Genomic DNA, 23028 nt, shown 5'->3' with positions numbered 1-23028 from the left:
TCGATGCTGCTGTACTGGTACCACTACGCCGTCAACGGCAACATCATCGACGTCGAAACCAACGACGACAGCATCGGCGGCCACTTCCTGCACCTGCTGCACGGCGTCACGCCGCCGGAATCCTGGGTCAAGGCCATGCACACCAGCCTGATCCTCTACGCCGAGCACGAGTTCAACGCCAGCACCTTCACCTGCCGCGTCATCGCCGGCACCGGCTCCGACATCCACTCCGCCATCACCGGCGGCATTGGCGCGCTGCGCGGGCCCAAGCATGGCGGCGCCAACGAAGTCGCCTTCGAAATCCAGAAGCGCTACGACAGCCCCGACGAAGCCGAAGCCGACATCGTCAAGCGCGTCGCCAACAAGGAAGTCGTCATCGGTTTTGGGCACCCCGTTTACACGGTCAGCGATCCGCGCAACAAGGTGATCAAGGAAGTGGCGCGCAGCCTTTCCAAAGAGCAGGACAACACCAAGATGTTCGACATCGCCGAGCGGCTTGAATCGGTGATGTGGCGCGAGAAGAAGATGTTCCCCAACCTGGACTGGTTCAGCGCGGTGAGCTACCACATGATGGGGGTGCCGACGGCGATGTTCACGCCGCTGTTCGTCATCGCCCGCACCTCGGGCTGGTCGGCGCACATCATCGAGCAGCGCATCGACGGCAAGATCATCCGCCCGTCCGCCAACTACGTCGGACCGGAAGACCTGGAGTTCGTGCCGATCGAAAAGCGCAGGTAACCCCAATGGTTCGACATCACAGCACAATGACCTCCCTGATCAACAACATTCGCCCCAAACCCGACCAGGTTCTGGTCGATATCGCAGACTACGTTCTGAACTACAAGATCGAGAGCAAGCTGGCGTACGAAACCGCCCGCAACTGCCTGATCGACACCCTGGGCTGCGGCCTGGAAGCCCTCGAATACCCGGCGTGCACCAAACTGCTCGGGCCGATCATTCCCGGCACAGTGGTCCCGAACGGTGCCAAAGTGCCGGGCACGCAGTTCCAACTCGATCCGGTCCAGGCGGCATTCAACATCGGCTGCATGATCCGCTGGCTGGACTTCAACGATACCTGGCTCGCGGCCGAATGGGGGCACCCCTCCGATAATCTCGGCGGCATCCTGGCCGTGGCGGACTGGATCTCGCGCAATGCGGTGGCCGCCGGCAAGAAGCCGCTGACCATGAAGACGGTGCTGACCGGGATGATCAAGGCCCATGAGATCCAGGGCTGCATCGCCCTCGAGAATTCCTTCAACAAGGTCGGCCTCGACCATGTGCTGCTGGTCAAGGTGGCCTCAACCGCAGTGGTTGCGGAACTGCTCGGCCTCAGTCGCGAGGAGATCATCAACGCGGTGTCGCTGGCCTGGGTGGACGGGCAGAGCCTGCGCGCCTATCGCCATGCTCCCAATACCGGCTCACGAAAATCCTGGGCCGCCGGCGACGCGACCAGCCGCGCCGTGCGCCTGGCCCTGATGGCCAGAACCGGAGAGATGGGTTATCCATCCGTCCTCACCGCCAAGACCTGGGGTTTCTATGACGTGTCCTTCAAGGGCAATGCGTTCAAGTTCCAGCGCCCCTACGGCAGTTACGTCATGGAGAACGTACTGTTCAAGATCAGCTACCCCGCGGAGTTCCACTCGCAGACCGCGGTGGAGGCGGCCATGACGCTGCATGAGCAGATCATGAAGGCAGGCAAGAAGGTCGAAGACATCGAGCGCATCACGATTCGTACCCACGAGGCCTGCATCCGCATCATCGACAAGCAGGGGCCACTGAACAACCCCGCAGACCGCGATCACTGCATCCAGTACATGGTGGCGGTGCCCCTGATCTTCGGGCGCCTCACCGCCGCCGATTACGAGGACGGCGTGGCCGCCGATCCACGTATTGACGCGCTGCGCAAGCGGATTGTCTGCGAGGAGGACGAACAGCTAACCGCCGACTATCACGACCCGAAGAAGCGTTCGATCGCCAACGCCTTGACGGTGCAGTTCAAGGATGGCGCCCGGTTGAAAGAAGTCGCGGTGGACTATCCGATCGGCCACAAGCTGCGCCGCAAGGAGGGCATTCCACTGCTTGAGTCGAAGTTCAGGACCAATCTGGCCCGACGCTTTCCCGCGAAACAGCAAAAAGCCATCCTGGAGGTTGCCCTGGTCCAGGCCAAGCTCGAAGCCTGCCCGGTGCACGAGTTCGTCGATCTCTTCGTGATCTGAGAGCGATGTAGGCAGCACGTCCAGGGCCGCCGTCCGTGGACGTGCTGCCTCGAGTGACAATCGATCATTTCGCCGCGACTGGTGTTGCAGTGCTCGTACGTACGAGTGCCGGACTGGAGCCGGCTTTTCGTGGCCGGCATGGGCGCGGAGTGGCGAAGCGCGACACCGGAACGCTGCGGTCAACGCCAGGAGCAAGCAAGTGGTGATATGGCGCTGGCCGTAAACCTGCGGCACAACGACGCGCAGGATCTGGTAGATGCCGCCTTGCATTTTCTCCTCACTGAACTGCTGTTGTATCGGCGCGCGCGGGGACATGTGGTCAACGCACGGTTAAAATCCATGAAAAAACGTGCAATAAGCGGCATTTAATTAAAATATATAAATTTGTACTTTATTAAAAAAATTATAAAGATCTAAATAGTCCGTTTTAGCCATTAATAATTGATCATATGTGACCAGGCATCACGAAGAGGTTTGTACGTCGTGACGAGGACTCGGCGTTGCCCTGAGTTAGTAAATCTTTAATCAGAAATATGCGGAAACGTCTCAAAGATTGATCTGGCAATACTGCCATGTTGCTTGGACGTGATTTCATAACATATTGATTAATAAGAAATAAAAAAATAACATTTTTTCTTGAAAGGCTGGCACGAATATGGCGATAGGGGAATGAAGAGGCGAGCAATGGTAACGCCGAGACATTGATCTCCCTGCCATCGCCACAAAACAGGTGTACTCAAAACAGGAGGAGTACGATCGAACACATTATTTATTTTGTGGTCGCCAATTAAAAGGCGTCACACATCTTGCTCATAAACAAAATAAATCCAATTCGATTCGGAAGTTTCAATGCATATTGATTTGAAAACCGTCAAGATAGATCCGCTGCGGCAAACTTTTGCCAATGTCGCGGATCGGATCGGTAGTGATAAGCCGGCGTCGCGCTACCAGGAGGCTACCCTGGGGCTGCAACCCGACGCCAACTTTCATTACCGGCCCACCTGGGACCCTGCGCACGAATTGTTCGATCCCGCGCGGACTGCGATCGGAATGAAGGACTGGTACGCCTTCAAGGACCCTCGGCAGTTCTATTACGCCAACTGGACCATGACCCGCGCGCGTCAGCAGGACGCGATGGAGTCGAACTTCGACTTCGTCGAATCGCGCGGCCTCGCCGCAAGCCTGCCTGAGGATCTGAAGAGCACGGCCTTGCACCTGCTGCTGCCGCTGCGGCACGTCGCGTGGGGCGCGAACATGAACAACTTCTCGATCTGTGCCTATGGCTACGGCACGGCCATCACCGCGCCGTCCAGCTTTCACGCCATGGATCAGCTCGGCATCGCGCAGTACCTCACGCGCCTGGGCCTGCTGCTGGCGGGCCCGGAGTCCCTGGACATCGCGAAGCAGGCTTGGCTCAAACTGCCGGAGTGGCAGGGCCTGCGTAGTTACATCGAGGACAGCTTCGTCCTGAAGGATTGGTTCATGCTGTTTACCGTGCAGAACTTCGTCCTCGATGGGCTGTTGTACCCGCTGGTCTATGACCGGATCGTCGATGATCACCTTGCCATGCGCAATGGCAGTGCCGTAGCCATGCTGACTGCCTTCATGACGGAGTGGTACGAGGAAACCGCCAAGTGGGTTGATGCGCAAATCAAGACTGCTGCGGCGGAGTCGACCGCAAATCGCGACCTGCTGTCGGAATGGACCCGTACCTGGAGGGAGCGCGCCGTGTCGTCGCTCGTTCCGGTCGTTACGGGGGCCCTGGGTGAACAGGCGCAGGTGGCGAGCGACGAGGTCCTCGGACAATTCAACAGCCGCGCCGCCAAGCTCGGCTTGAGCGTCTAGGGGAAGACATGTCCAAGGTATTCATTGCGTTTCAGGCCAACGAAGACAGCCGGCCGGTGATCGAGGCAATCCTCGAGGACAACCCGGATGCCGTCAGCACCACGTCTCCGGCGATGGTGAAGATCGATTGCAAGGACCGGCTGGTGATCCGCCGCGAGTCGATCGAATCGCGCATTGGCCGCTCGTTCGATCTGCAGGAGATTCAGCTGAACCTCATCACGCTCACGGGCCATCTGGATGAGGACGACGACCAATTGACGCTGAGCTGGAAACGGTAGACGGGCGGAGGAGACATAGATTATGGATATGGAAGCAAGCAAGAAGAAGCTGGGGCTCAAGGAGCGCTACAACCACCTGACTCGCGGCCTGGGCTGGGAGACCACCTACCAGCCGATGGAGAAGGTGTTCCCCTACACCCGCTACGAGGGGATCAAGATCCATGACTGGGACAAGTGGGAAGACCCGTTCCGCCTGACCATGGACGCGTACTGGAAATACCAGGGCGAGAAGGAAAAGAAGCTCTACGCGATCATTGACGCCTTCGCCCAAAACAACGGCCACCTCGGCGTGTCCGACGCGCGCTACATCAATACCCTGAAGCTGTTCATCCAGGGGGTAAGCCCGCTCGAGTACATGGCTCACCGAGGCTTCGCGCATGTCGGTCGCCAGTTCGACGGTGTCAGTGCCCGCATTGCCTGCCAGATGCAGTCGGTTGACGAACTGCGGCACGCGCAGACGCAGATGCACACGGTGTCCAACTACAACAAGTACTACAACGGCATGCATTCGTGGCGTCATTGGCACGACCGCGTGTGGTACCTGTCGGTGCCCAAGTCGTTCTTCGACGACGCGATGTCCGCCGGGCCATTCGAGTTCGTGGTGGCGATCAGCTTTGCCTTCGAGTACGTTCTGACCAACCTGCTGTTTGTCCCATTCATGTCGGGTGCGGCCTACAACGGCGACATGGCCACCGTCACGTTCGGCTTCTCGGCACAATCCGACGAATCTCGCCACATGACGCTTGGGCTGGAAATCATCAAGTTCATTCTTGAGCAGGATCCGGGCAACGTACCGATCGTGCAGCGTTGGTTGGACAAGTGGTTCTGGCGTGGCTACAAGGTCCTCACGCTGGTGTCGATGATGATGGACTACATGCTTCCGAAGAAGGTGATGAGTTGGAAGGAAGCCTGGGAGATCTACGGCGAGCAGAACGGCGGCGCCTTGTTCAACGATCTCGCGCGCTACGGCATCCGCAAGCCCAAGGGCTGGGAGCAGGCGTCGATCGAGAAGGATCACCTCAGCCATCAGGCGTGGTCGACGTTCTACAACTATGGAGCTGCGGCGCTGTTCCATACCTGGACGCCGACCGATGGTGAAAAGGACTGGTTGTCAGCGAAGTATCCGGATACGTTCGACAAGTTATACCGTCCGAGGTTCGAGCATTGGGAGCAGCAGGCCAAGGAGGGTAAACGCTTCTATAACGGCACCTTGCCGATGCTGTGCACGACCTGTCAGATCCCGATGTTTTTCACCGAGCCGACGGACCCGACCAAGATCTGCTACCGCGAATCGGACTACAAGGGCGACAAGTATCACTTCTGTTCCGATCACTGCAAGGACATCTTCGACTATGAGCCGGAGAAGTACGTCCAGTCGTGGCTGCCGGTGCACCAGATCTACCAGGGCAATTGCTTCAATCCGGGCGTAGACCCCACCGTGCCGGGATTCGATCCCCTCCGCGCGGTGCTGGACTATTACCACACGAACTTCGGACGGGACAACTTCGATTTCGAAGGCTCGGAGGACCAGAAGAACTTTGCGCGATGGCACGGCGATGACGCCGGCGGCGCGTGACGGCGACCGATCTGGCGATTTCCATATTGAAAATATTTGCTCTGCGCTTTTACTGATTGAGAGGACGAATCAACAATGGCCACCGTTGCCATCAGTACCTATGTCTTCGAGCCCAAGGACAAGGTCGAAAACTTTCGCGGGAAGCAGCTGCTGTACATCGGCTGGGAGGATCACCTGATGTACTGCGCGCCTTTGGCATTTCCCTTTCCCGGGGCGATGCCGTTCAAGGCAATCCTGGAGCAAGTGCTGCCCGGCTGCTACGGCGCCCACCCGGATTTCGCCAGGGTCGACTGGTCGACAGTCGAGTGGTTCAAGTCCGGTACGTCCTGGCATCCCGACTACGACAAGTCGATCGCCGAAAACGGCCTTGGGCACAAGGATGTCATCCGCTTTCGCACGCCGGGACTGAACGGCATCAATGGCACCTGCAGCTAAATGGGGCGCCAGCTCCGAGAGGCTGTGACACTACATGAATCTTTGAAAATAGCATGGCTTACCGACTCACCATTGAACCGTTAGGCGAGACTGTCGAAGTCGATGACGGTCAGACCATTCTCGACGCGGCGTTGCGCAAGGGCATTTACCTGCCGCATGCCTGCTGTCATGGTCTCTGCGCCACCTGCAAGATCGACGTCCTCGAAGGCGAGGTCGATCACGGTGATGCATCGTCATTCGCCCTGATGGATTTCGAGCGTGACGAGGGCAAGACGCTGGCTTGCTGCGCCACCCTGCAGAGCGACGTCGTGATTTCGGCGGAGGTGGAAGCCGATCCGGACGCGCAGTCGATTCCGGTGCTGGATTTCGTCGGTAAGGTCAGCCGGCTGGAAACGCTGACGCCGACCATCAAGGGCGTGTTCATCGAGCTGGAACAGCCACTGCATTTCCAGGCGGGGCAATACGTCAACCTGGCAATTCCCGGAGAGCACTTCGCACGACCATTTTCTCTGGCCAATGCACCGGGCGGCAGCTCCATTGAACTGAACGTGCGCATCGTGCCGGGCGGAGCAGGTACCGGCTATGTTCACAACAGACTCCAGGTGGGCGACACGGTCCGGCTATCCGGCCCCTACGGGCGCTTCTTCGTACGCAAGTCAGCCCAGCTCCCGACTATCTTCATGGCGGGCGGCTCCGGCTTGTCCAGCCCACGTTCGATGATCCACGAGTTGCTCAAAGAGCGGTGCGCGCAGCCCATCACCCTGGTGTATGGGCAGCGCACAAAAGACGAGCTCTATTATCACGAGGAGTTTCTGGCGCTGGCGCAGCAGAACCCCACCTTCACCTATGTTCCCGCACTGTCCCATGAGCCGCAGGACAGCGGCTGGAGCGGCTTCAGGGGCTTCGTCCACCAGGCGGCCCAGGCCCACTTCAACGGCGACTTCCGCGGCCACAAGGCCTATCTGTGCGGCCCGCCGCTGATGATTGACGCCTGCATCACCACGCTGATGCAGGGGCGCCTGTTTGAGCGGGACATCTACACCGAAAAGTTCATCTCGTCCGCCGATGCGCAGCAGGCTCGCAGCCCGCTGTTCAAGAACGTATGAGCCCGAGCGCGCACGTGCCCCGATCGATGTCCGCCCGGACCGTGTCCCCGTGCAGCGTGACGCTGCGCCAGACGGGAGAGACCTATGTCTGCGCGGCCGGGGAGACGTTGCTGCAGGGAATGCTGAAGCTCGGTCGCCGCGGAATCCCGGTGGGCTGCGTCAATGGCGGCTGCGGCGTCTGCAAGGTCAAGGTGATGCGTGGCCGCTGCCTGAAAGTCGGTGCAGTCAGCCGGCAGCATGTGACTGCGGAGGAAGAGGCGCGCGGCGTCACCCTGGCCTGCCGTGCCGCTCCGCAGACCGACGTTGAGGTGGAAGTCATCGGCAAGATGCAGCGGGGCTTCGTTAATTTGATCGTAGGTTCCGGCCCTGCCGCGGGCTGACCGGTTTCCCCGGCATAACCAACTAGTGGGAAGGAGGAGTTTGCAATGGGTGTCATGAGAATTGGTCACGCCAGCATCAAGGTGATGGACATGGCGGTTGCGGTCAAGCATTACGAGAACGTCATAGGCATGAAGGTGGTCCACACCGATCCGAATGGAAACGTCTATCTCAAGTGCTGGGACGAATGGGATAAGTATTCGCTGATCCTCAGCCCGTCCGACCGCGCCGGCCTGAACCACGTCGCCTACAAGGTGGAGCACGATGCCGACCTCGACGTCCTCCAGCAGCGCATCGAGACCTACGGCAGCAAGACGGAAATGCTGCCCGTCGCAACTCTTCCGTTCGTCGGACGCATGCTGAAGTTCAATCTGCCGAGCGGCCACGAGATGCGTTTGTTCCAGCAGAAGGAAGTTGTCGGCACCGATGTGGGATCGACCAATCCCGATCCGTGGCCGGATGGCCTCAAGGGTGCCGGCGCCCATTGGCTGGATCACTGTCTGCTGATGTGTCCGCTCGATCCGGAGAAGGGCATCAACACCGTGGCCGACAACTGCAAATTCATGAAGGAAGTGCTGGGCTTTCATCTGTCCGAGCAGGCGGTAGTCGGACCGGGTGGATCGATCCAGATCGCCGCTTTCCTGTTCTGCACCACCAAGCCTCACGATATCGCCTTCGTCGGCGCTCCGACGATGGGCCTGCACCATGTCTCGTTCTTCCTCGACAGCTGGGCGGATATCCTCAAAGCCGGTGACGTCATGGCCAAGAACCGGGTCAAGATCGACGTGGCGCCGACGCGTCATGGCATTACGCGCGGGGAGACCATCTACTTCTTCGACCCGAGCGGAAACCGCAATGAGACCTTCGCCGGCCTCGGATACCTGGCGCAGCCGGATCGCCCGGTAACTACCTGGACCGAGGACAGCATCGGCCGCGGCATTTTCTACCATCACGGGGAAGCGACCGAATCGTTCACAACGGTCTACACCTGAGCGCGCACTGCCTGCCTTGCGAACATCGCCTGGAACGCCTATGGACAAGATCAGCACGCAACAGCGCATCGTCAACTGGAGCGGCGCGCACGCCGCTCTCGGCGCGGCGGCGCGCGCCGCCGACGATGCTGGCCTGCTGGTCAACATCGCCGTGGTGGATCGCGGCGGAGTGCTTGCTGGATTCGTGCGGATGGCGGGTGCGCCGCTGCACTCGGTGGAGATCGCCATCGACAAGGCCTATACCGCGGCAAGCTTCGGGATGGCCACGTCGTGCTGGAGCGAGGTCCTGCGCGGGCATTCGGACGCGGTGCGGGACGGTCTGGTGCGGCGTCCGCGCTTCGTGGCGTTCGGCGGTGGCCTGCCGATCCGCTTGCGTGACGATGTTATCGGTGGAATTGGCGTGTCCGGCGCTAGCGAAGAACAGGACGCCATGATCGCCCGGGCCGGACTCGATGCGATCGGCGCCGTGGAATAGAGCGGCAAAGAATTCAGAACCTCAACAAGAAAAGCAGATGAAGAACATTCTCAACTTTATTGATGGCGCGTTCGTCCCGACCGGCAGGACGTTCGAGAAGCGCTCGCCGCTAGACAACAACGTCATTGCCGCCGTGCATGAGGCCGGCAAGGCCGAGGTCGACGCGGCGGTGGCGGCGGCTCGCGCGGCTCTCGGCGGGCCCTGGGGAAAGCTGGCGGTGGCCGAGCGCGTCGATCTGCTTTACGGCGTTGCCAACGAGATCAACCGGCGCTTCGAGGAATTCCTGGAAGCGGAGTGCGCCGACACCGGAAAGCCCAACAACCTGGCGCGGCATATCGACATCCCACGCGGTGCCGCCAATTTCAAGATCTTCGCCGACGTGGTGAAGAACGTGCCGACCGAGTTCTTCGAGATGGCCACCCCCGACGGGCGCGGGGCGATCAATTATTCAGTGCGCCGGCCGGTGGGCGTGGTCGGCGTGATCTGCCCGTGGAACCTGCCGTTGCTGCTGATGACCTGGAAGGTGGGGCCGGCGCTGGCGTGCGGCAACACCGTGGTGGTGAAGCCCTCGGAAGAGACGCCGCAGACCGCCACCTTACTGGGCGAAGTGATGAATACGGTCGGAGTGCCGAAGGGCGTCTACAACGTCGTCCACGGCTTCGGCCCTGAATCGGCGGGCGAGTTCGTCACTACCCACCGTGGCATCAATGCCATCACCTTCACCGGCGAGACACGCACCGGCGCGGCAATCATGAAGGCGGCGGCGGACGGGGCGCGTCCGGTGTCGCTGGAAATGGGCGGCAAAAACCCGGGTATCGTATTCGCGGATTGCGACTTCGACGCGGCGATCGAGGGCACGTTGCGTTCGTGCTTCGCCAACTGCGGCCAGGTATGCCTGGGCACGGAGCGCGTCTATGTCGAGAGAAGCCTGTTCGAGCGCTTCGTCGCGGCGCTGAAGAGCGGAGCCGAAGCTTTGAAGCTGGGTCTGCCTGCTGATCCCACGACAAATATGGGGCCGCTGATTTCCCGGGAACACCGGGAGAAAGTGCTGTCCTATTACCGCAAAGCGGTGGAGGAAGGGGCGACGGTCGTAACCGGCGGCTCGATTCCGCCCGTACCCACCGAGTTGTCCGGGGGCGCCTGGGTGCAGCCCACCATCTGGACCGGCCTCGGCGACGAGTCGACCGTGGCCCGTGAAGAGATCTTCGGACCCTGTGTGCTGGTCATGCCGTTCGACGGCGAGGATGAGGTCGTCCGCCGCGCCAACGCGACGAGCTACGGTCTCGCCGCCTCGGTGTGGACGTGCGACCTGGCGCGTGCACATCGTGTGTCGGCCCAACTGGAGGTGGGCTTGGTGTGGGTCAACAGCTGGTTCCTGCGCGACCTACGCACGCCGTTCGGCGGCGCCAAGCAGTCCGGTATCGGCCGCGAAGGCGGCGTGCATTCGCTCGAGTTCTACACCGAACTCAAGAACGTCTGCGTCAAGCTCTAGGACCTGCAATGGACGAAAAGCTCATAACGCAGCTCGGCGACGAACTCCATGAGGCGCTGACCGCGCGCAGGACCGTCGAACCGCTGACCAACCGCCACCCCGATATCACCATCGACGACGCCTACCGGGTTCAGCAGCAGATGATTTCTCGCCGCCTCTCTGGAGGCGCCCGGGTGGTCGGCAAGAAGATCGGCGTGACCAGCCGGGCGGTGATGAACATGCTCGGCGTCGGGCAACCGGATTTCGGTTACGTGCTCGACGACATGATCTATGGCGAAGGGCAGTCCATTCCGATGGCCTCGCTAATCCAGCCGCGGGCTGAAGGGGAGATCGCCTTCATCCTGAAGAAAGACCTGATGGGGCCCGGGGTGACGAACGCCGCGGTACTGGCGGCGACCGAAGGCGTGATGGCCTGCTTCGAGATCGTCGACTCCCGCATCCACGACTGGAAAGTCAAGATTCAGGACACCGTCGCCGACAACGCCTCCTGCGGTGTCATGGTGCTGGGTGACAGGCTGGTCGATCCGCGCAAGGTCGATCTGAACACCTGCGGCATGGTGATCGAGAAAAACGGCGAGGTCATCGCCACCGGTGCCGGTGCCGCCACGATGGGTTCGCCGGTGAGTGCAGTCGCCTGGCTGGCGAACACGCTGGGGCGGCTCGGCATCGGCCTGCGTGCGGGAGAGGTGGTTCTGTCCGGCTCGCTAGCGGCCCTGTTGCCGGTCGGTGCAGGCGACAACCTGCGTGCCACGGTGGGAGGAATCGGTGACTGCTGCGTCCGCTTCGTATAGGCCGACAGGCTTTGCATGGCGCCGCGGAGGCAAACCCATACATTGATGCATGAAGGATTGAATATGAAGAAAGTTCGTTGCGCCCTGATCGGCTCAGGCAACATCGGTACCGATCTGCTGTACAAGCTCAAGCGCAGCCCGGTGCTGGAACCGGTCTGGATGGTCGGCATCGACCCGGAGTCGGAGGGCCTTGCGCGCGCACGCGACATGGGCTTGAAGACTACGTCGGAAGGGGTTGACGGCCTGCTGCCCTACGCCCGCGAGGACAACGTACAAATCGCCTTCGACGCGACCAGCGCCTACGTCCACGCCGACAACAGCCGCAAACTCAACGCCCTCGGCGTGATGATGATCGATCTGACGCCGGCGGCCATCGGCCCTTACTGCGTGCCACCGGTGAATCTAAGGCAGCACGTCGGCAGCCGCCGCATGAACGTCAACATGGTGACCTGCGGCGGCCAGGCGACCATTCCGATGGTCTATGCGGTATCGCGGGTGCAGCCGGTCCGCTACGCCGAGATCGTGGCAACCGTAGCCTCCAGGAGCGCTGGTCCTGGCACGCGCAAGAACATCGACGAGTTCACCCGCACCACCGCTGGCGCAGTGGCCAAGGTCGGTGGAGCGCGCGAAGGCAAGGCCATCATCATCCTCAATCCCGCCGATCCCCCGCTGATCATGCGCGACACGGTGCACTGCCTGACCGAAACGCCGCCGAAGGCTGCGGAGATCGAAGCCTCGGTGCATGCAATGATCAAGGAAGTGCAGAAGTACGTGCCCGGCTACAACCTGGTCAACGGCCCCGTCATCGAAGGCGACCGCGTGTCTATATTTCTGGAGGTGGGCGGCTTGGGTGACTACCTGCCGAAGTATGCCGGAAACCTCGATGTGATGACCGCTGCGGCCGCCCGCACAGCCGAAATGTTCGCCGAAGAAATACTCAGCGGAGCGATGACGCTGGAACCGGTGCCCGATCAGGTCGCCGCTTAAGGAGAGAAGACATGAATCTGAAAGGAAGAAAAATCCGCGTCCACGACATGACGTTGCGTGATGGTATGCATCCGAAACGTCATCAGATGACGCTGGAGCAGATGAAGGCCGTTGCCAGCGGCCTGGACCAGGCCGGCGTGCCCCTGATCGAAGTGACGCATGGTGACGGTCTGGGTGGGTCGTCGGTGAACTACGGCTTCCCGGCCCACACCGACCAGGAATATTTGTCCGCGGTGATTCCGCTGATGAAGCAGGCGAAAGTGTCGGCCCTGCTGCTGCCTGGCATTGGCACGGTCGATCACTTGAAAATGGCGCTGGAGCTGGGCGTGCACACCATCCGTGTGGCGACCCACTGCACCGAGGCCGATGTCTCCGAGCAGCACATCAAGTGCGCGCGGGAGCTGGAGATGGACACGGTGGGTTTCCTGATGATGGCGCACATGAACAGCCCAGAAGGCCTGGCCAGCCAGGCCAAGCTCATGGAGAGCTACGGCGCCAACTGTGTTTACATCACCGACTCCGCCGGCTACATGCTCCCGGAACACGTGGAGAGCCGCATTACGGCGGTGCGCGACGCACTCAAGCCGGAGACCGAGGTAGGCTTTCATGGCCATCACAACCTGGCCATGGGGGTCGCCAATTCGATCGCGGCCGTCGCTTGCGGCGCCACCCGCATCGATGCTGCGGCCGCGGGTCTTGGGGCTGGCGCCGGTAATACGCCGATGGAGGTCTTCGTCGCCGTGTGCAGCCGCATGGGGATCGAGACCGGCGTCGACGTCTTCAAGATCCAGGATGTCGCCGAAGACCTGGTGGTGCCGATGATGGATCACATCATACGGATCGATCGTGATTCACTGACGCTGGGGTACGCCGGGGTCTACTCGTCATTCCTGCTGTTCGCCAAACGCGCCGAGAAGAAATACGGCATTCCCGCGAGGGAGCTGCTGCTTGAACTCGGGCGCCGGAAGATGATCGGCGGCCAGGAAGACATGATCGAGGATACCGCCATCACCCTGGCGCGTGCCCGGCAGGCGCATGCGGCCAAGGCGGCCTGAGGCGACCATGAAGCTCGATCAAATCAGCGTGATGCGCTTGGCGGAGCACCTGGAAACCTGCGAGTTGCAGGCGCGGGACACGGTGAAGATCACGGATGAATATCCGGCGATGGATTGGGACGATGCCTACGCCATCCAGGACGAAATCCGGCGCAGCAAGCTGCGCCGCGGGAACCGTTTGGTCGGTTTCAAGGCCGGCCTGACGTCTCACGCGAAGATGAAGCAGATGGGGGTGACGACGCCGGTGTTCGGCTTTCTGATGGACGCCTTCTGCGTGCCGGAAGGGGGCGAAATCGCGGTGAAGAGCCTGATCCATCCGAAGGTGGAGCCGGAGATCGTGTTCGTTACCAAGGCACCGCTGCGCGGTCCCGGCTGCCATGTCGGCACGGTGCTGGCGGCGACCGACTTCATCATGCCCGGCATCGAAGTGATCGATTCGCGTTACCGGGACTTCAAATTCGACCTGAAGAGCGTCATCGCCGACAACACCTCCGCCGCACGCTTCGTGGTCGGCGGCCAGGCCAGGCCCGCCGCTGACCTGGACTTACGCACGCTGGGTGTGGTGCTCGAGCGCAACGGCGAGCCGGTATCGTTCGGCGCCGGCGCCGCGGTGCTCGGCCATCCGGCGGCGGCTGTGGCCATGCTTGCCAACCACTTGGGCGCCCGCGGCGAGGAGATCCCGGCGGGCAGCATCATCCTGTCGGGTGGCATCACCGAGGCGGCGGCCGTGGCGACGGGCGACCACGTCACCCTACGCATACAGGATCTGGGCAGCGTATCGCTGCGCTTTCAGTAAACAAGGAGCACACATGCCATTGGCACATGTCTATCTGCTGGAAGGCCGCAGCGAAGAAGTAAAGCGGGCCGTCATCGACAAGGTGACGCAGGCCCTGCACGAGGCGGTTGGTGCGCCGAAGGAAAATGTGCGCGTGGTGATTCAGGACATCCCCAAGACCAACTGGGGTATCGCCGGCAAGACGGCCAAAGATCTGGGTCGATGAAATAAAGGCAGTCCGGGCATCCGGGTTCACAGTATCCGCGTGGCTCGATCAGGCCATCAGGGATCAATAGAGGAGAACTTTATGGCAACGCTGGAAAGAATGGATTGGTACGACATCGCGCGCACCACGAACTGGACCCCGAAATATGTCCAGGAGGATGAGCTGTTTCCGCCCGAATTGTCGGGAACGATGGGCATTCCGCTTGAGAAGTGGGAGTCCTACGACGAACCGTTCAAGCAGACCTACCCCGAGTACGTCAAGGTGCAGCGCGAAAAGGACGCCGGGGCCTATTCGGTCAAGGCCGCATTGGAGCGCGCAAAGATCTACGAAAACGCGGACCCGGGTTGGAGGAGCGTGCTGAAAGCTCACTATGGCGCCATCGCTCGCCAGGAATACCAGGCGTCGCAGGCGGAAGCCCGCATGGCCCGCTTTGGCAAGGCCCCGGGCCAGCGCAACATGGCGACGCTGGGCATGATGGACGAGATTCGCCACGGCCAGATCCAGCTGTTCTTCCCGCACGAGCACGTGTCGAAGGATCGCCAGTTCGATTGGGCGCACAAGGCGATGGACACCAACGAGTGGGCCGCGATCGCCGCTCGCCACATGTTCGACGATATCTTCGCTGCCCGTAACGCGACAGAAATCGGCCTGATGCTGACTTTTGCGTTCGAGACCGGCTTCACCAACATGCAGTTCCTCGGCCTAGCGGCTGACGCAGCCGAAGCCGGTGACTGGACATTCTCCAGCCTTATCTCGAGCATTCAGACCGACGAATCGCGCCATGCCCAGATCGGCGGTCCGCTGATCCCGATCCTGGTCGCCAACGGCCGAAAGGCCGAGGCGCAGAAGCTGATTGACATCGCCCTGTGGCGCAGCTGGAAGCTGTTCTCGGTGCTTACTGGCCCGATGATGGATTACTACACGCCGCTTGAGCACCGCAAGCAGTCGTTCAAGGAGTTCATGCAGGAGTGGATCGTCACCCAGTTCGAGCGTTCGCTGCTCGACCTCGGCTTGGAGAAGCCTTGGTATTGGGATCATCTACTCGACGAGATCGACTGGCAGCACCACGGCATGCATCTCGGCGTGTGGTTCTGGCGTCCGACCGTCTGGTGGGATCCTGCCGCCGGCGTGTCGCCTGAAGAGCGTGCCTGGTTGGAAGAGAAGTACCCGGGCTGGAATGCGACCTGGGGCAAGTGCTGGGACGTCATCACCGAGAACGTCGTTGAAGGTCGCATGGAGCAGACCTATCCGGAGACGCTGCCGGTGGTCTGCAACATGTGCCAGCTGCCGGTGAACGCCACACCGGGCCCGGCGTGGCGCGTCCGCGATGTGCCGCATATGCACAATGGCCGCGTCTATCACTTCTGCTCGGAAGGCTGCAAATGGGTATTCGAGCAGGAGCCGTCGCGCTACCAGGGTCACCTGTCGCTCGTCGACCGCTTCCTCGCAGGCATGATTCAGCCGATGGACCTCGGCGGTGCGCTGACGTATATGGGCCTCGCGCCGGGCGAAATCGGCGACGACGCACACAAATACGCATGGGCTGATGCGGCCCGTGCGGAGCATCTGAAGAAGGCCAGCTGAAGTCCGAAGATATGAAGAGCCCGGGGTTCAACGGCACGGACCCCGGGCCTAATGAACAATTTTAGAGGAGGCCCAACGGTGGCACTTTTTCCTTTGACGTCAAATTTTGAGGGGGATTTCGTCCTCCAGCTCGTTGCAGTGGACACTGAGAACACGATGGACGAAGTCGCTTCCGCGGCGGCCCATCACTCGGTGAACCGGCGTGTTGCCGACCGCCCCGGCTACGGCCTTCGGGTGCGCCGCCAAGGCTCGAAGGACTTGATTCCGCGGACCATGAAGGTCAGTGAATCCGGTCTGAAGCCGATGGAGTGCATCGAAGTGATTTGGGAAGCGCCGGCGGCTGCCCGATAAACCCATCCGGAAGTGAACAAAATGGCGTTCGTAAAGCTTTGCAATGTGGAAGATCTCTGGGAGGGCGAAATGGAATCCTTCGAGGTCAATGGCCGTGAAATCCTGGTGGTATGGCCTAGCGGCGGCGAGATCGTCGCCTTTCAGGCAGTGTGCCCGCACCAGGATATCCCGCTGGTAGAAGGCAAGTTCGACGGCAAGACGATCATCTGCCGCGCTCACCAGTGGATGTTCGACTGCCGCACTGGAGCGGGGGTCAATCCGTCGGATTGCCGCCTGGCCAAGTACCCGATCAAGATCGAGGGAGATGACGTACTCGTGGAAACCGAAGGCGTCCAATCCCTGTTTGCCCATACCTAGTACTGAACGAACGTCCGAAATGCCCGCGGGGCGAGCGGTCGCCGATGGAAACAACAGGTGAGCTATATGAGTGGAATGGATAAGGCGCATATCAACAACATGGTGGGGCCGATCATGCGCCAGGGAGCCCTGGCCAAGGCGGTGTTCGAAGCCGCCGAGGTCGACAACCCCGGGAAGAAGATCCTGATGGAGGACAAGGTCGCCTATGTTCGGATCCAGACCGAGGATGAAATGGTCCTCCGACAGGAGACGATCGAGGAGATGCTGGGCAAGCCGTTCAAGCTCAACCAGCTTGAGGTGGACATGGCGTCGTTCGCCGGCCGCATCGAGACCAAAGCAGGCCAGATCCGTTTCTATTTTGCCAAGCACCTCTGAGCAATACGGGGCGCACGAGGAGAAAAGTCATGAGCAACAATGAAGTTCTGAAGCCGCTGAAGACCTGGAGTCATCTCGCCGCACGTCGGCGTAAACCCAGTGAATACGAAGTTGTTTCCACCAATCTGCACATCAGCACGCGCCCGGGGGCCGAGCCGTTCGAGCTGGATCCCGATGTCTTCATGAATCGCTGGTACAAGCAGAAGCGTGACGCCAGCCCGCTGAAACACCCCGATTGGAACGCCTTCCGCGATCCGGACGAGCAGATCTATCGCACCTACAACATCATGCAGGATGGTGCGGAAACCTACGTGATGGGGCTGTTTGACCAGTTCAACGAGCGCGAGCATGACAAGGGTTTGAGCCCGAACTGGGCCGGTACGCTTGCCAGGCTTTACACGCCGGGCCGTTACCTGTTCCATACCCTACAGATGTGTTCGGCCTATCTTGCCCAGATGGGGCCAGCCAGCACGATTTCCATCTGCGCAGCCTTCCAGGGCGCCGATTCTCTGCGCTGGCTCAGTCACACGGCTTACCGTGCCAAGGAACTGTCGCTGGCCTTCCCGGAAAAGGGCTTCGGCGTCGATGAGCGCCGGTACTGGGAGGAAGACGTCGCGTGGCAGGGCTTCCGCGAGCTGATGGAGAAGGTCCTGATTGCATATGACTGGGCGGAATGCTTTGTCGTCCTGGATCTGGTGGCCAAGCCAGCCATTGAAGAAGCCGTGCTGCGCAAGTTAGGTGAGTCGGCCCGCTACAACGGCGACACGCTGCTGGGGCTGGTGATCGACGCCGAGCTGACCGACGGAGTCCGTCATCGCCGCTGGGCTTCGGCACTGGTGAAGATGATGACCGATGTGCCGGGCAATGCGGACGTGATCAAGGCTTGGATCGCCAAGTGGGAGCCGTTGGCCGATCGCGCCATCGACACCTTCTGCGCCGCCTTGCCGGATGTTTCGGACGCGGCTGACGCCGCCAAGCAGGCGACACGCGCGTTTCGCCACTCGCTGCCCGGGTTTTAGCGCCGGTGAGGGGACGGATGCTTGAGCGGCCCGGGCCGCAACTCCGGGCCAGCGTCACCTGCCGCGGTCTTCATCAGACATGAGCAATATGAAGCAGTACAACATAGCGATCGAGGGTGTGGAAGGCGGCGTGTTCACACAGGGCGACAGTGATACTGTCCTGCGCGCGGCGCTGCGCGCCGGCATCGGCTTCCCCTACGAGTGCAACTCCGGCGGCTGCGGCAGCTGCAAGTGCGAAGTCGTTTCCGGGGAAGTGGAGAACCTGTGGCCTGAAGCTCCCGCAATCACCGAGCGAGACCGGCGCAAGGGACGTCTGCTGGCTTGCCAGTGCCGGGCCAGGACCGATTTGCGCATCAGGATGCGGCCGCAGGCGGAAGCAAAGCCGATGATCCCGCCAAAGCGCATGCGGGCCAGATTGGCTGAGGTGCGCGAGATCACTCACGACATCCGTGAATTTCGCTTCCGCACGGCCGAGCCGGCGACGTTCCTGCCTGGGCAGTACGCCATGCTCGCCATTCCGGGGGTATCGTCGCCACGTGCCTACTCGATGTCGAACCTCGCCCGCGCGGCCGAAGGCGGCGAGTGGCACTTGCAGATCCGGCGTGTTCCACACGGCAAGGCCACCGAGGTGTTGTTCCACCACCTGCACCCGGGAGATGAGGTCGAGCTCGACGGACCGTATGGGATGGCATACCTGCGTCAGGACGTTTCCCGCGACATCGTCTGTGTCGCCGGCGGATCGGGGCTGGCGCCGATGGTATCGATAGCCCGCGGCGCCTCGCAGGCCGGGATGCTGCGGCAGCGCCACCTGCATTTCTTCTACGGCGCGCGCACACCCCGGGACGTATGTGGGGAGTCGTTCCTGCGGGAGCTGCCGGAATTCGGCGACCGTATTCACTTCCATCCCGTGGTGTCTCTGCCGGCTGACGAGGCTGCGTTGTGGAGCGGCGAGACCGGATTCGTCCATGAGCTGGTGCGCCGTACCCTGTCGGACAGAATGGCCGAGTTCGAGTTCTATTTCGCCGGGCCGCCGCCGATGACCAATGCGCTGCACGAGATGCTGATGGTCGGCTACCGCGTTCCGTTCGCGCAAATCCATTTCGATCGTTTCTTTTGACGGTATCCACAACCGGGGAACAGAGATGAAGCTGTATTACACGCCGGGGGCCTGCTCGCTGTCGCCCCATATCGTGCTGCGGGAGGGCGCCTTCAAGTTCGACATCGAAAAAGTCGACTTGCAGTCCAAGCGCACCGAGAACGGCGCGGACTTCCGTGGCGTCAATCCCTACGGCTACATTCCGGCCCTGATCCTCGACAACGGCGAGCGGCTGAGCGAGGGCGTGGCCATCGTGTTGTACCTGGCAGACCAGGTCCCGGACAAAAAGCTTGCGCCTCCGCCGGCCAGCCGGGAGCGGTATCGCATCATTGAAGTGCTCACGTTCATCGCCACCGAACTGCACAAGGGGTTTGCTCCCCTGTTCAACCCCAGGTGTCCGGACGAGTGGCGGGCCGTGGTCAAGGAAATCCTCATCGCACGCCTGACACAGCTGGCGGGTGATCTCGGCGACAAACCGTACCTGGTGGGCAATGAGTTCACGGTCGCCGACGCCTACCTGTTCACGGTGCTGTCCTGGTGCGGGCACGTCGGCGTAGACCTCGGCCTGTGGCCGACGTTGCAGAGCTATGCCGCGCACATCGGGGCACGCCCGGCGGTGCAGGCGGCGCTCAAGGCCGAAGGCCTGGCGTGATCGCCGTGCCGGCTTGGCACCCCTGGGTGACATCGAGCGGGCATTCGCTATGTTCCACGACAAATCCGACAACGCCATGAAGGTGCCAATCCAGCCGTGAACACGACTTTGAAAAAGAAGAGCGCCCGGGCCGCGGCCATGGTCCGGGGAGCACGGGTGCTTGATCCGAATCCGGAAATGGGAACATTGGTGCGGGCTGCCGGCATCCAAACCAACCTGCACGATGTGGGCAAGGGCGCCCCGGTGTTGCTGATCCACGGATCTGGACCGGGTGTGAGCGCCTACGCCAATTGGCGTCTGGTCATGCCAGCATTGGCTGCAGCGCATCGTGTGATCGCGCCCGATCTGGTGGGCTTCGGATTCAGCGAGCGGCCGCCGGGCTTCAGCTACGACATGGATCAGTGGATTGGGCACGCGTTGGGCGTCATGGATGCCCTGGATGTGGAGCATGCCCACATCGTGGGCAACTCCTTCGGAGGCGCCCTGGCGTTGGCACTTGCAATTCGTCATCCGCAACGGGTCAAGCGGCTGGTCCTGATGGGCAGCGTCGGTGTGCGCTTCCAGATCACCGCCGAGCTCGATGAAATCTGGGGCTATCAACCTTCGCTCCAGGCGATGCGCCGCCTGATCAGCATGTTTTCACGGGATCGCAACCATGTCGACGATGCGCTCGCCAGGGTCCGTTATGAAGCCAGCATCCGCCCCGGATTCCAGGAGTCTTATGAGGCGATGTTTCCGGCACCGAGACAGCGATGGGTCAATGCGATGGCCAGCCCCGAAGAGGCGGTTCGGGCCCTGCAGCACGAGACGCTCATCGTCCATGGGCGCGAGGACCGGGTCATCCCGCTGTCCAATGCCTACAAGCTCCTCGAGTTGATCCCCCGGTCACAGCTGCATGTCTTCGGCGGATGCGGCCACTGGACGCAGATCGAGCAGGCGGCGCGCTTCAACCGGCTGTTGCTGGATTTCTTCGGTGAGCACGACGGCAAGCCGTCTTAGGCGACGCGAGTGCGGCCATGCCCGAGTGGCTTGTAACTTGATGAGTATGTGGTGAGGTGGCATGAAACAGGAAACGCCTCCCAAAGGGGCGCAGCGCGGCACCGGCGAAGCCTATGAACGGCTTCAGCGGGAAGATCTGTTGCTGCGCCTGCGGTTCGCGCCCGAGGCGGGGCACATATGGCTCGATGGCAAGCGGATGTTCCTGCTTCACACCGGCGCTTTCGGCACGCTGCGGCAGGAGCTGATCGAGACGGTCGGGATTGCCGAGGCACGCGGAATCCTGACGCGCATGGGTTACCAGTCGGGAGCGCGGGACGCCGAGCTTGCAAAAAAAGTTCGCGCGGAGCTGAGTTATTTCGAGCGCTTCTGTGTAGGCCCGCAGCTGCACGCCCTCGAGGGCATTGTGCTGGTGGAAGCGGTGAAAGTGGAGGTCGACGTCGAGCGCGGCCATCACTACGGTGAATTCATCTGGCATGAGTCGATCGAGGACGAGGCTCACATCATGGCCTATGGCGTCGGCTCGGAGTCCGCGTGCTGGATGCAGATCGGCTACGCCAGCGGCTACGCCAGTGCTTTCATGGGACGCTCCATTGTCTATCGGGAGGTCTCTTGCCGTGCCACCGGCGACTCCACCTGTCGCATCATCGGTAAGCCGCTCGAGCAGTGGGATGATGCCGAAGAGGACGTTTCCTATTTTCGGGCGCAGGGGTTCGTCAACCGCACCGTCGTCGACTTCGGGGCCGCCAAAGCCCGCGATACGTCGGCACGCAGGGAGCGCGGAGGGGATGATCCAGCGGGACGGTATCATGACGCCAGGATGCTGGTCGGAGCGTCCGCCGGGTTCAATATTGTTTGTCACGCCATCAAGCGGGTGGCGCCTACCGACGCTCCGGTCCTCATTCTGGGTGAAAGTGGTGTCGGCAAGGAAATGTTCGCCCGTGCGCTTCACGGCGAGAGTTCGCGCTCGGACAAGCCGTTTATCGCGGTCAACTGTGCCGCCATTCCGGAGCAACTGATCGAGGCGGAGCTATTCGGCGTGGAAAAGGGCGCATTCACCGGCGCCGTCAGCAGCAGGCCCGGCCGTTTCGAGCGGGCGAACGGCGGTACGCTGTTTCTGGACGAGCTTGGCTGCTTGAGCCTGCCGGCACAGAGTAAGTTGTTGCGTGCAGTTCAAGAGGGCGAGATCGAGCGGGTGGGGGACAGCAAGCAGCGTTTGGTAGACGTCCGGATCGTCGCAGCCACCAATGAGGACTTGCGTGAAGCGGTGGAACGCAAGTCCTTTCGCGAAGATCTGTTTTACCGACTGAATGTCTATCCGGTACGGATTCCACCGTTGCGCGAGCGGATCGAAGATATTTCACTGCTAATGGAGTACTTCCTTGACCGGCTGACGGCACGCCATCGTCGTAGCGTCTCAGGATTCACGGACCGCGCCATAGATGCCTTGCTTGGACACGATTGGCCTGGCAATGTCCGCGAATTGGAGAATGTGATTGAGCGTGCGGTCATTCTGGCGACCGATGGTGGATCGATCGACGTCTGTCACTTGCCGGAAATCGTAGCGCGAAGCAAGCGGCGAGGTTTAATGAACCCATCGTCGTCGGGGCAGCTCGTCGGCTGCGACCAAAAAATGACGATAGAGCAGTCACCCGGATCGGGCATTCCTTTGAATGTGTCCGGTAGAGACCTCTTATCGGCAGACATGCCGACGCCAGACCTGCTCCGCATCGCGCTCGAGCGGCACCGGGGGAATTTATCGGCTGCCGCTCGAGATCTTGGAATAACCAGAGCCCAGATTGCATATCGTGCCGAAAAGCTCGGTTTTGCAGATCTATTTCGCCGACGCTCCTAAACCCTTCAATTGATGATGTATGCCGCACCGCTGCTGCGGTGCGGCGGGTGGGGCGACATATTCATCGAAATGAATTTCAGGTCACAGCATAAAAAATATGACGTGCCGTGCTGAGC

The 23028-nt window shown here is 61.2% G+C and carries 26 protein-coding genes; all 26 read left to right on the top strand.

Annotated elements, in window-relative coordinates:
* Window positions 1-738 (top strand): citrate/2-methylcitrate synthase (locus tag BP26_RS0112900; protein ID WP_029921000.1); only part of this gene is annotated, 738 nt, incomplete at its 5' end.
* 26 nt (window positions 739-764) lie between these two features.
* Window positions 765-2216: a bifunctional 2-methylcitrate dehydratase/aconitate hydratase gene (locus BP26_RS0112895; RefSeq protein WP_029920999.1), complete on the top strand. Its 1452-nt coding sequence runs from the start codon at window positions 765-767 to the stop codon at window positions 2214-2216.
* 129 nt (window positions 2217-2345) lie between these two features.
* Window positions 2346-2585 (top strand): hypothetical protein, encoded by a 240-nt coding sequence (locus BP26_RS29500; RefSeq protein WP_157572506.1) that lies wholly within the window; start codon window positions 2346-2348, stop codon window positions 2583-2585.
* A 480-nt stretch (window positions 2586-3065) separates the two neighbouring features.
* Entirely contained in the window at window positions 3066-4061 is a 996-nt protein-coding gene (locus BP26_RS0112890; RefSeq protein WP_029920998.1) for an aromatic/alkene monooxygenase hydroxylase subunit beta, read from the top strand.
* An 8-nt stretch (window positions 4062-4069) separates the two neighbouring features.
* Complete coding sequence (locus tag BP26_RS0112885) at window positions 4070-4339, top strand: MmoB/DmpM family protein (RefSeq protein ID WP_029920997.1); 270 nt, start codon at window positions 4070-4072, stop codon at window positions 4337-4339.
* 22 nt (window positions 4340-4361) lie between these two features.
* The gene (locus BP26_RS0112880) at window positions 4362-5915 is read left to right on the top strand and encodes an aromatic/alkene/methane monooxygenase hydroxylase/oxygenase subunit alpha (protein ID WP_029920996.1); all 1554 of its coding nucleotides are present in this window, start codon (window positions 4362-4364) and stop codon (window positions 5913-5915) included.
* A 75-nt stretch (window positions 5916-5990) separates the two neighbouring features.
* Window positions 5991-6350 carry a phenol hydroxylase subunit P4 gene (locus BP26_RS0112875; RefSeq protein WP_029920995.1) on the top strand — a complete coding sequence of 120 codons (360 nt, stop codon included), beginning with the start codon at window positions 5991-5993 and terminating at the stop codon, window positions 6348-6350.
* A gap of 53 nt (window positions 6351-6403) precedes the next feature.
* Window positions 6404-7456 (top strand): NADH:ubiquinone reductase (Na(+)-transporting) subunit F, encoded by a 1053-nt coding sequence (locus BP26_RS0112870; RefSeq protein WP_029920994.1) that lies wholly within the window; start codon window positions 6404-6406, stop codon window positions 7454-7456.
* A 26-nt stretch (window positions 7457-7482) separates the two neighbouring features.
* Window positions 7483-7836, top strand: coding sequence for a 2Fe-2S iron-sulfur cluster-binding protein (locus BP26_RS0112865; RefSeq protein WP_029920993.1), 354 nt, complete (start codon window positions 7483-7485; stop codon window positions 7834-7836).
* A 45-nt stretch (window positions 7837-7881) separates the two neighbouring features.
* The gene (locus BP26_RS0112860; protein WP_029920992.1) at window positions 7882-8826 is read left to right on the top strand and encodes a catechol 2,3-dioxygenase; all 945 of its coding nucleotides are present in this window, start codon (window positions 7882-7884) and stop codon (window positions 8824-8826) included.
* A 40-nt stretch (window positions 8827-8866) separates the two neighbouring features.
* Complete coding sequence (locus BP26_RS0112855) at window positions 8867-9301, top strand: GlcG/HbpS family heme-binding protein (protein WP_029920991.1); 435 nt, start codon at window positions 8867-8869, stop codon at window positions 9299-9301.
* A gap of 37 nt (window positions 9302-9338) precedes the next feature.
* Window positions 9339-10793 carry a 2-hydroxymuconic semialdehyde dehydrogenase gene (locus tag BP26_RS0112850; RefSeq protein ID WP_029920990.1) on the top strand — a complete coding sequence of 485 codons (1455 nt, stop codon included), beginning with the start codon at window positions 9339-9341 and terminating at the stop codon, window positions 10791-10793.
* A gap of 8 nt (window positions 10794-10801) precedes the next feature.
* Window positions 10802-11584: a 2-oxopent-4-enoate hydratase gene (dmpE, locus tag BP26_RS0112845; RefSeq protein WP_029920989.1), complete on the top strand. Its 783-nt coding sequence runs from the start codon at window positions 10802-10804 to the stop codon at window positions 11582-11584.
* Window positions 11585-11647: 63 nt separating this feature from the next.
* Window positions 11648-12571 (top strand): acetaldehyde dehydrogenase (acetylating), encoded by a 924-nt coding sequence (locus BP26_RS0112840; RefSeq protein ID WP_029920988.1) that lies wholly within the window; start codon window positions 11648-11650, stop codon window positions 12569-12571.
* Window positions 12572-12582: 11 nt separating this feature from the next.
* Window positions 12583-13626, top strand: a complete 1044-nt coding sequence (gene dmpG, locus BP26_RS0112835) for a 4-hydroxy-2-oxovalerate aldolase (protein ID WP_029920987.1) — start codon at window positions 12583-12585, stop codon at window positions 13624-13626.
* A 7-nt stretch (window positions 13627-13633) separates the two neighbouring features.
* A complete protein-coding gene (gene dmpH, locus BP26_RS0112830) occupies window positions 13634-14422 on the top strand; it encodes a 2-oxo-3-hexenedioate decarboxylase (protein ID WP_029920986.1) in 789 nt (262 codons plus the stop codon).
* 13 nt (window positions 14423-14435) lie between these two features.
* Entirely contained in the window at window positions 14436-14627 is a 192-nt protein-coding gene (gene thmT, locus BP26_RS0112825) for a 2-hydroxymuconate tautomerase (RefSeq protein WP_029920985.1), read from the top strand.
* An 81-nt stretch (window positions 14628-14708) separates the two neighbouring features.
* The gene (locus BP26_RS0112820) at window positions 14709-16211 is read left to right on the top strand and encodes an aromatic/alkene/methane monooxygenase hydroxylase/oxygenase subunit alpha (RefSeq protein WP_029920984.1); all 1503 of its coding nucleotides are present in this window, start codon (window positions 14709-14711) and stop codon (window positions 16209-16211) included.
* 78 nt (window positions 16212-16289) lie between these two features.
* Entirely contained in the window at window positions 16290-16562 is a 273-nt protein-coding gene (locus BP26_RS0112815; RefSeq protein WP_029920983.1) for a toluene-4-monooxygenase system B family protein, read from the top strand.
* A gap of 21 nt (window positions 16563-16583) precedes the next feature.
* The gene (locus BP26_RS0112810) at window positions 16584-16919 is read left to right on the top strand and encodes a monooxygenase system ferredoxin subunit (protein ID WP_029920982.1); all 336 of its coding nucleotides are present in this window, start codon (window positions 16584-16586) and stop codon (window positions 16917-16919) included.
* 66 nt (window positions 16920-16985) lie between these two features.
* Complete coding sequence (locus BP26_RS0112805; RefSeq protein WP_029920981.1) at window positions 16986-17294, top strand: MmoB/DmpM family protein; 309 nt, start codon at window positions 16986-16988, stop codon at window positions 17292-17294.
* 29 nt (window positions 17295-17323) lie between these two features.
* Window positions 17324-18313, top strand: a complete 990-nt coding sequence (locus BP26_RS0112800) for an aromatic/alkene monooxygenase hydroxylase subunit beta (protein WP_029920980.1) — start codon at window positions 17324-17326, stop codon at window positions 18311-18313.
* A gap of 88 nt (window positions 18314-18401) precedes the next feature.
* On the top strand, window positions 18402-19430 hold the full coding sequence (locus BP26_RS0112795; protein ID WP_029920979.1) for a 2Fe-2S iron-sulfur cluster-binding protein: 1029 nt from the start codon (window positions 18402-18404) through the stop codon (window positions 19428-19430).
* A 25-nt stretch (window positions 19431-19455) separates the two neighbouring features.
* Window positions 19456-20061: a glutathione transferase GstA gene (gene gstA, locus BP26_RS0112790; RefSeq protein ID WP_029920978.1), complete on the top strand. Its 606-nt coding sequence runs from the start codon at window positions 19456-19458 to the stop codon at window positions 20059-20061.
* A gap of 138 nt (window positions 20062-20199) precedes the next feature.
* Window positions 20200-21060, top strand: coding sequence for an alpha/beta fold hydrolase (locus BP26_RS0112785; protein WP_029920977.1), 861 nt, complete (start codon window positions 20200-20202; stop codon window positions 21058-21060).
* A gap of 61 nt (window positions 21061-21121) precedes the next feature.
* Entirely contained in the window at window positions 21122-22912 is a 1791-nt protein-coding gene (locus tag BP26_RS0112780) for a sigma-54-dependent Fis family transcriptional regulator (protein ID WP_084183052.1), read from the top strand.
* Window positions 22913-23028 lie beyond the last annotated feature (116 nt).

The sequence above is a fragment of the Nevskia soli DSM 19509 genome (assembly GCF_000711955.1).
GTDB lineage: Bacteria > Pseudomonadota > Gammaproteobacteria > Nevskiales > Nevskiaceae > Nevskia > Nevskia soli.
Note: the sequence above shows the minus strand (reverse complement) of the source record. Positions and strands in the feature narration are given on the sequence as shown.

Coding starts and splice junctions, on each gene's coding strand:
- BP26_RS0112895 (WP_029920999.1), top strand. CDS start 765: ATGACCTCCCTGATCAACAACATTCGCCCCAAACCCGACCAGGTTCTG.
- BP26_RS0112890 (WP_029920998.1), top strand. CDS start 3,066: ATGCATATTGATTTGAAAACCGTCAAGATAGATCCGCTGCGGCAAACT.
- BP26_RS0112885 (WP_029920997.1), top strand. CDS start 4,070: ATGTCCAAGGTATTCATTGCGTTTCAGGCCAACGAAGACAGCCGGCCG.
- BP26_RS0112880 (WP_029920996.1), top strand. CDS start 4,362: ATGGATATGGAAGCAAGCAAGAAGAAGCTGGGGCTCAAGGAGCGCTAC.
- BP26_RS0112875 (WP_029920995.1), top strand. CDS start 5,991: ATGGCCACCGTTGCCATCAGTACCTATGTCTTCGAGCCCAAGGACAAG.
- BP26_RS0112870 (WP_029920994.1), top strand. CDS start 6,404: ATGGCTTACCGACTCACCATTGAACCGTTAGGCGAGACTGTCGAAGTC.
- BP26_RS0112865 (WP_029920993.1), top strand. CDS start 7,483: ATGTCCGCCCGGACCGTGTCCCCGTGCAGCGTGACGCTGCGCCAGACG.
- BP26_RS0112860 (WP_029920992.1), top strand. CDS start 7,882: ATGGGTGTCATGAGAATTGGTCACGCCAGCATCAAGGTGATGGACATG.
- BP26_RS0112855 (WP_029920991.1), top strand. CDS start 8,867: ATGGACAAGATCAGCACGCAACAGCGCATCGTCAACTGGAGCGGCGCG.
- BP26_RS0112850 (WP_029920990.1), top strand. CDS start 9,339: ATGAAGAACATTCTCAACTTTATTGATGGCGCGTTCGTCCCGACCGGC.
- dmpE (WP_029920989.1), top strand. CDS start 10,802: ATGGACGAAAAGCTCATAACGCAGCTCGGCGACGAACTCCATGAGGCG.
- BP26_RS0112840 (WP_029920988.1), top strand. CDS start 11,648: ATGAAGAAAGTTCGTTGCGCCCTGATCGGCTCAGGCAACATCGGTACC.
- dmpG (WP_029920987.1), top strand. CDS start 12,583: ATGAATCTGAAAGGAAGAAAAATCCGCGTCCACGACATGACGTTGCGT.
- dmpH (WP_029920986.1), top strand. CDS start 13,634: ATGAAGCTCGATCAAATCAGCGTGATGCGCTTGGCGGAGCACCTGGAA.
- thmT (WP_029920985.1), top strand. CDS start 14,436: ATGCCATTGGCACATGTCTATCTGCTGGAAGGCCGCAGCGAAGAAGTA.
- BP26_RS0112820 (WP_029920984.1), top strand. CDS start 14,709: ATGGCAACGCTGGAAAGAATGGATTGGTACGACATCGCGCGCACCACG.
- BP26_RS0112810 (WP_029920982.1), top strand. CDS start 16,584: ATGGCGTTCGTAAAGCTTTGCAATGTGGAAGATCTCTGGGAGGGCGAA.
- BP26_RS0112805 (WP_029920981.1), top strand. CDS start 16,986: ATGAGTGGAATGGATAAGGCGCATATCAACAACATGGTGGGGCCGATC.
- BP26_RS0112800 (WP_029920980.1), top strand. CDS start 17,324: ATGAGCAACAATGAAGTTCTGAAGCCGCTGAAGACCTGGAGTCATCTC.
- BP26_RS0112795 (WP_029920979.1), top strand. CDS start 18,402: ATGAAGCAGTACAACATAGCGATCGAGGGTGTGGAAGGCGGCGTGTTC.
- gstA (WP_029920978.1), top strand. CDS start 19,456: ATGAAGCTGTATTACACGCCGGGGGCCTGCTCGCTGTCGCCCCATATC.
- BP26_RS0112785 (WP_029920977.1), top strand. CDS start 20,200: ATGGTCCGGGGAGCACGGGTGCTTGATCCGAATCCGGAAATGGGAACA.
- BP26_RS0112780 (WP_084183052.1), top strand. CDS start 21,122: ATGAAACAGGAAACGCCTCCCAAAGGGGCGCAGCGCGGCACCGGCGAA.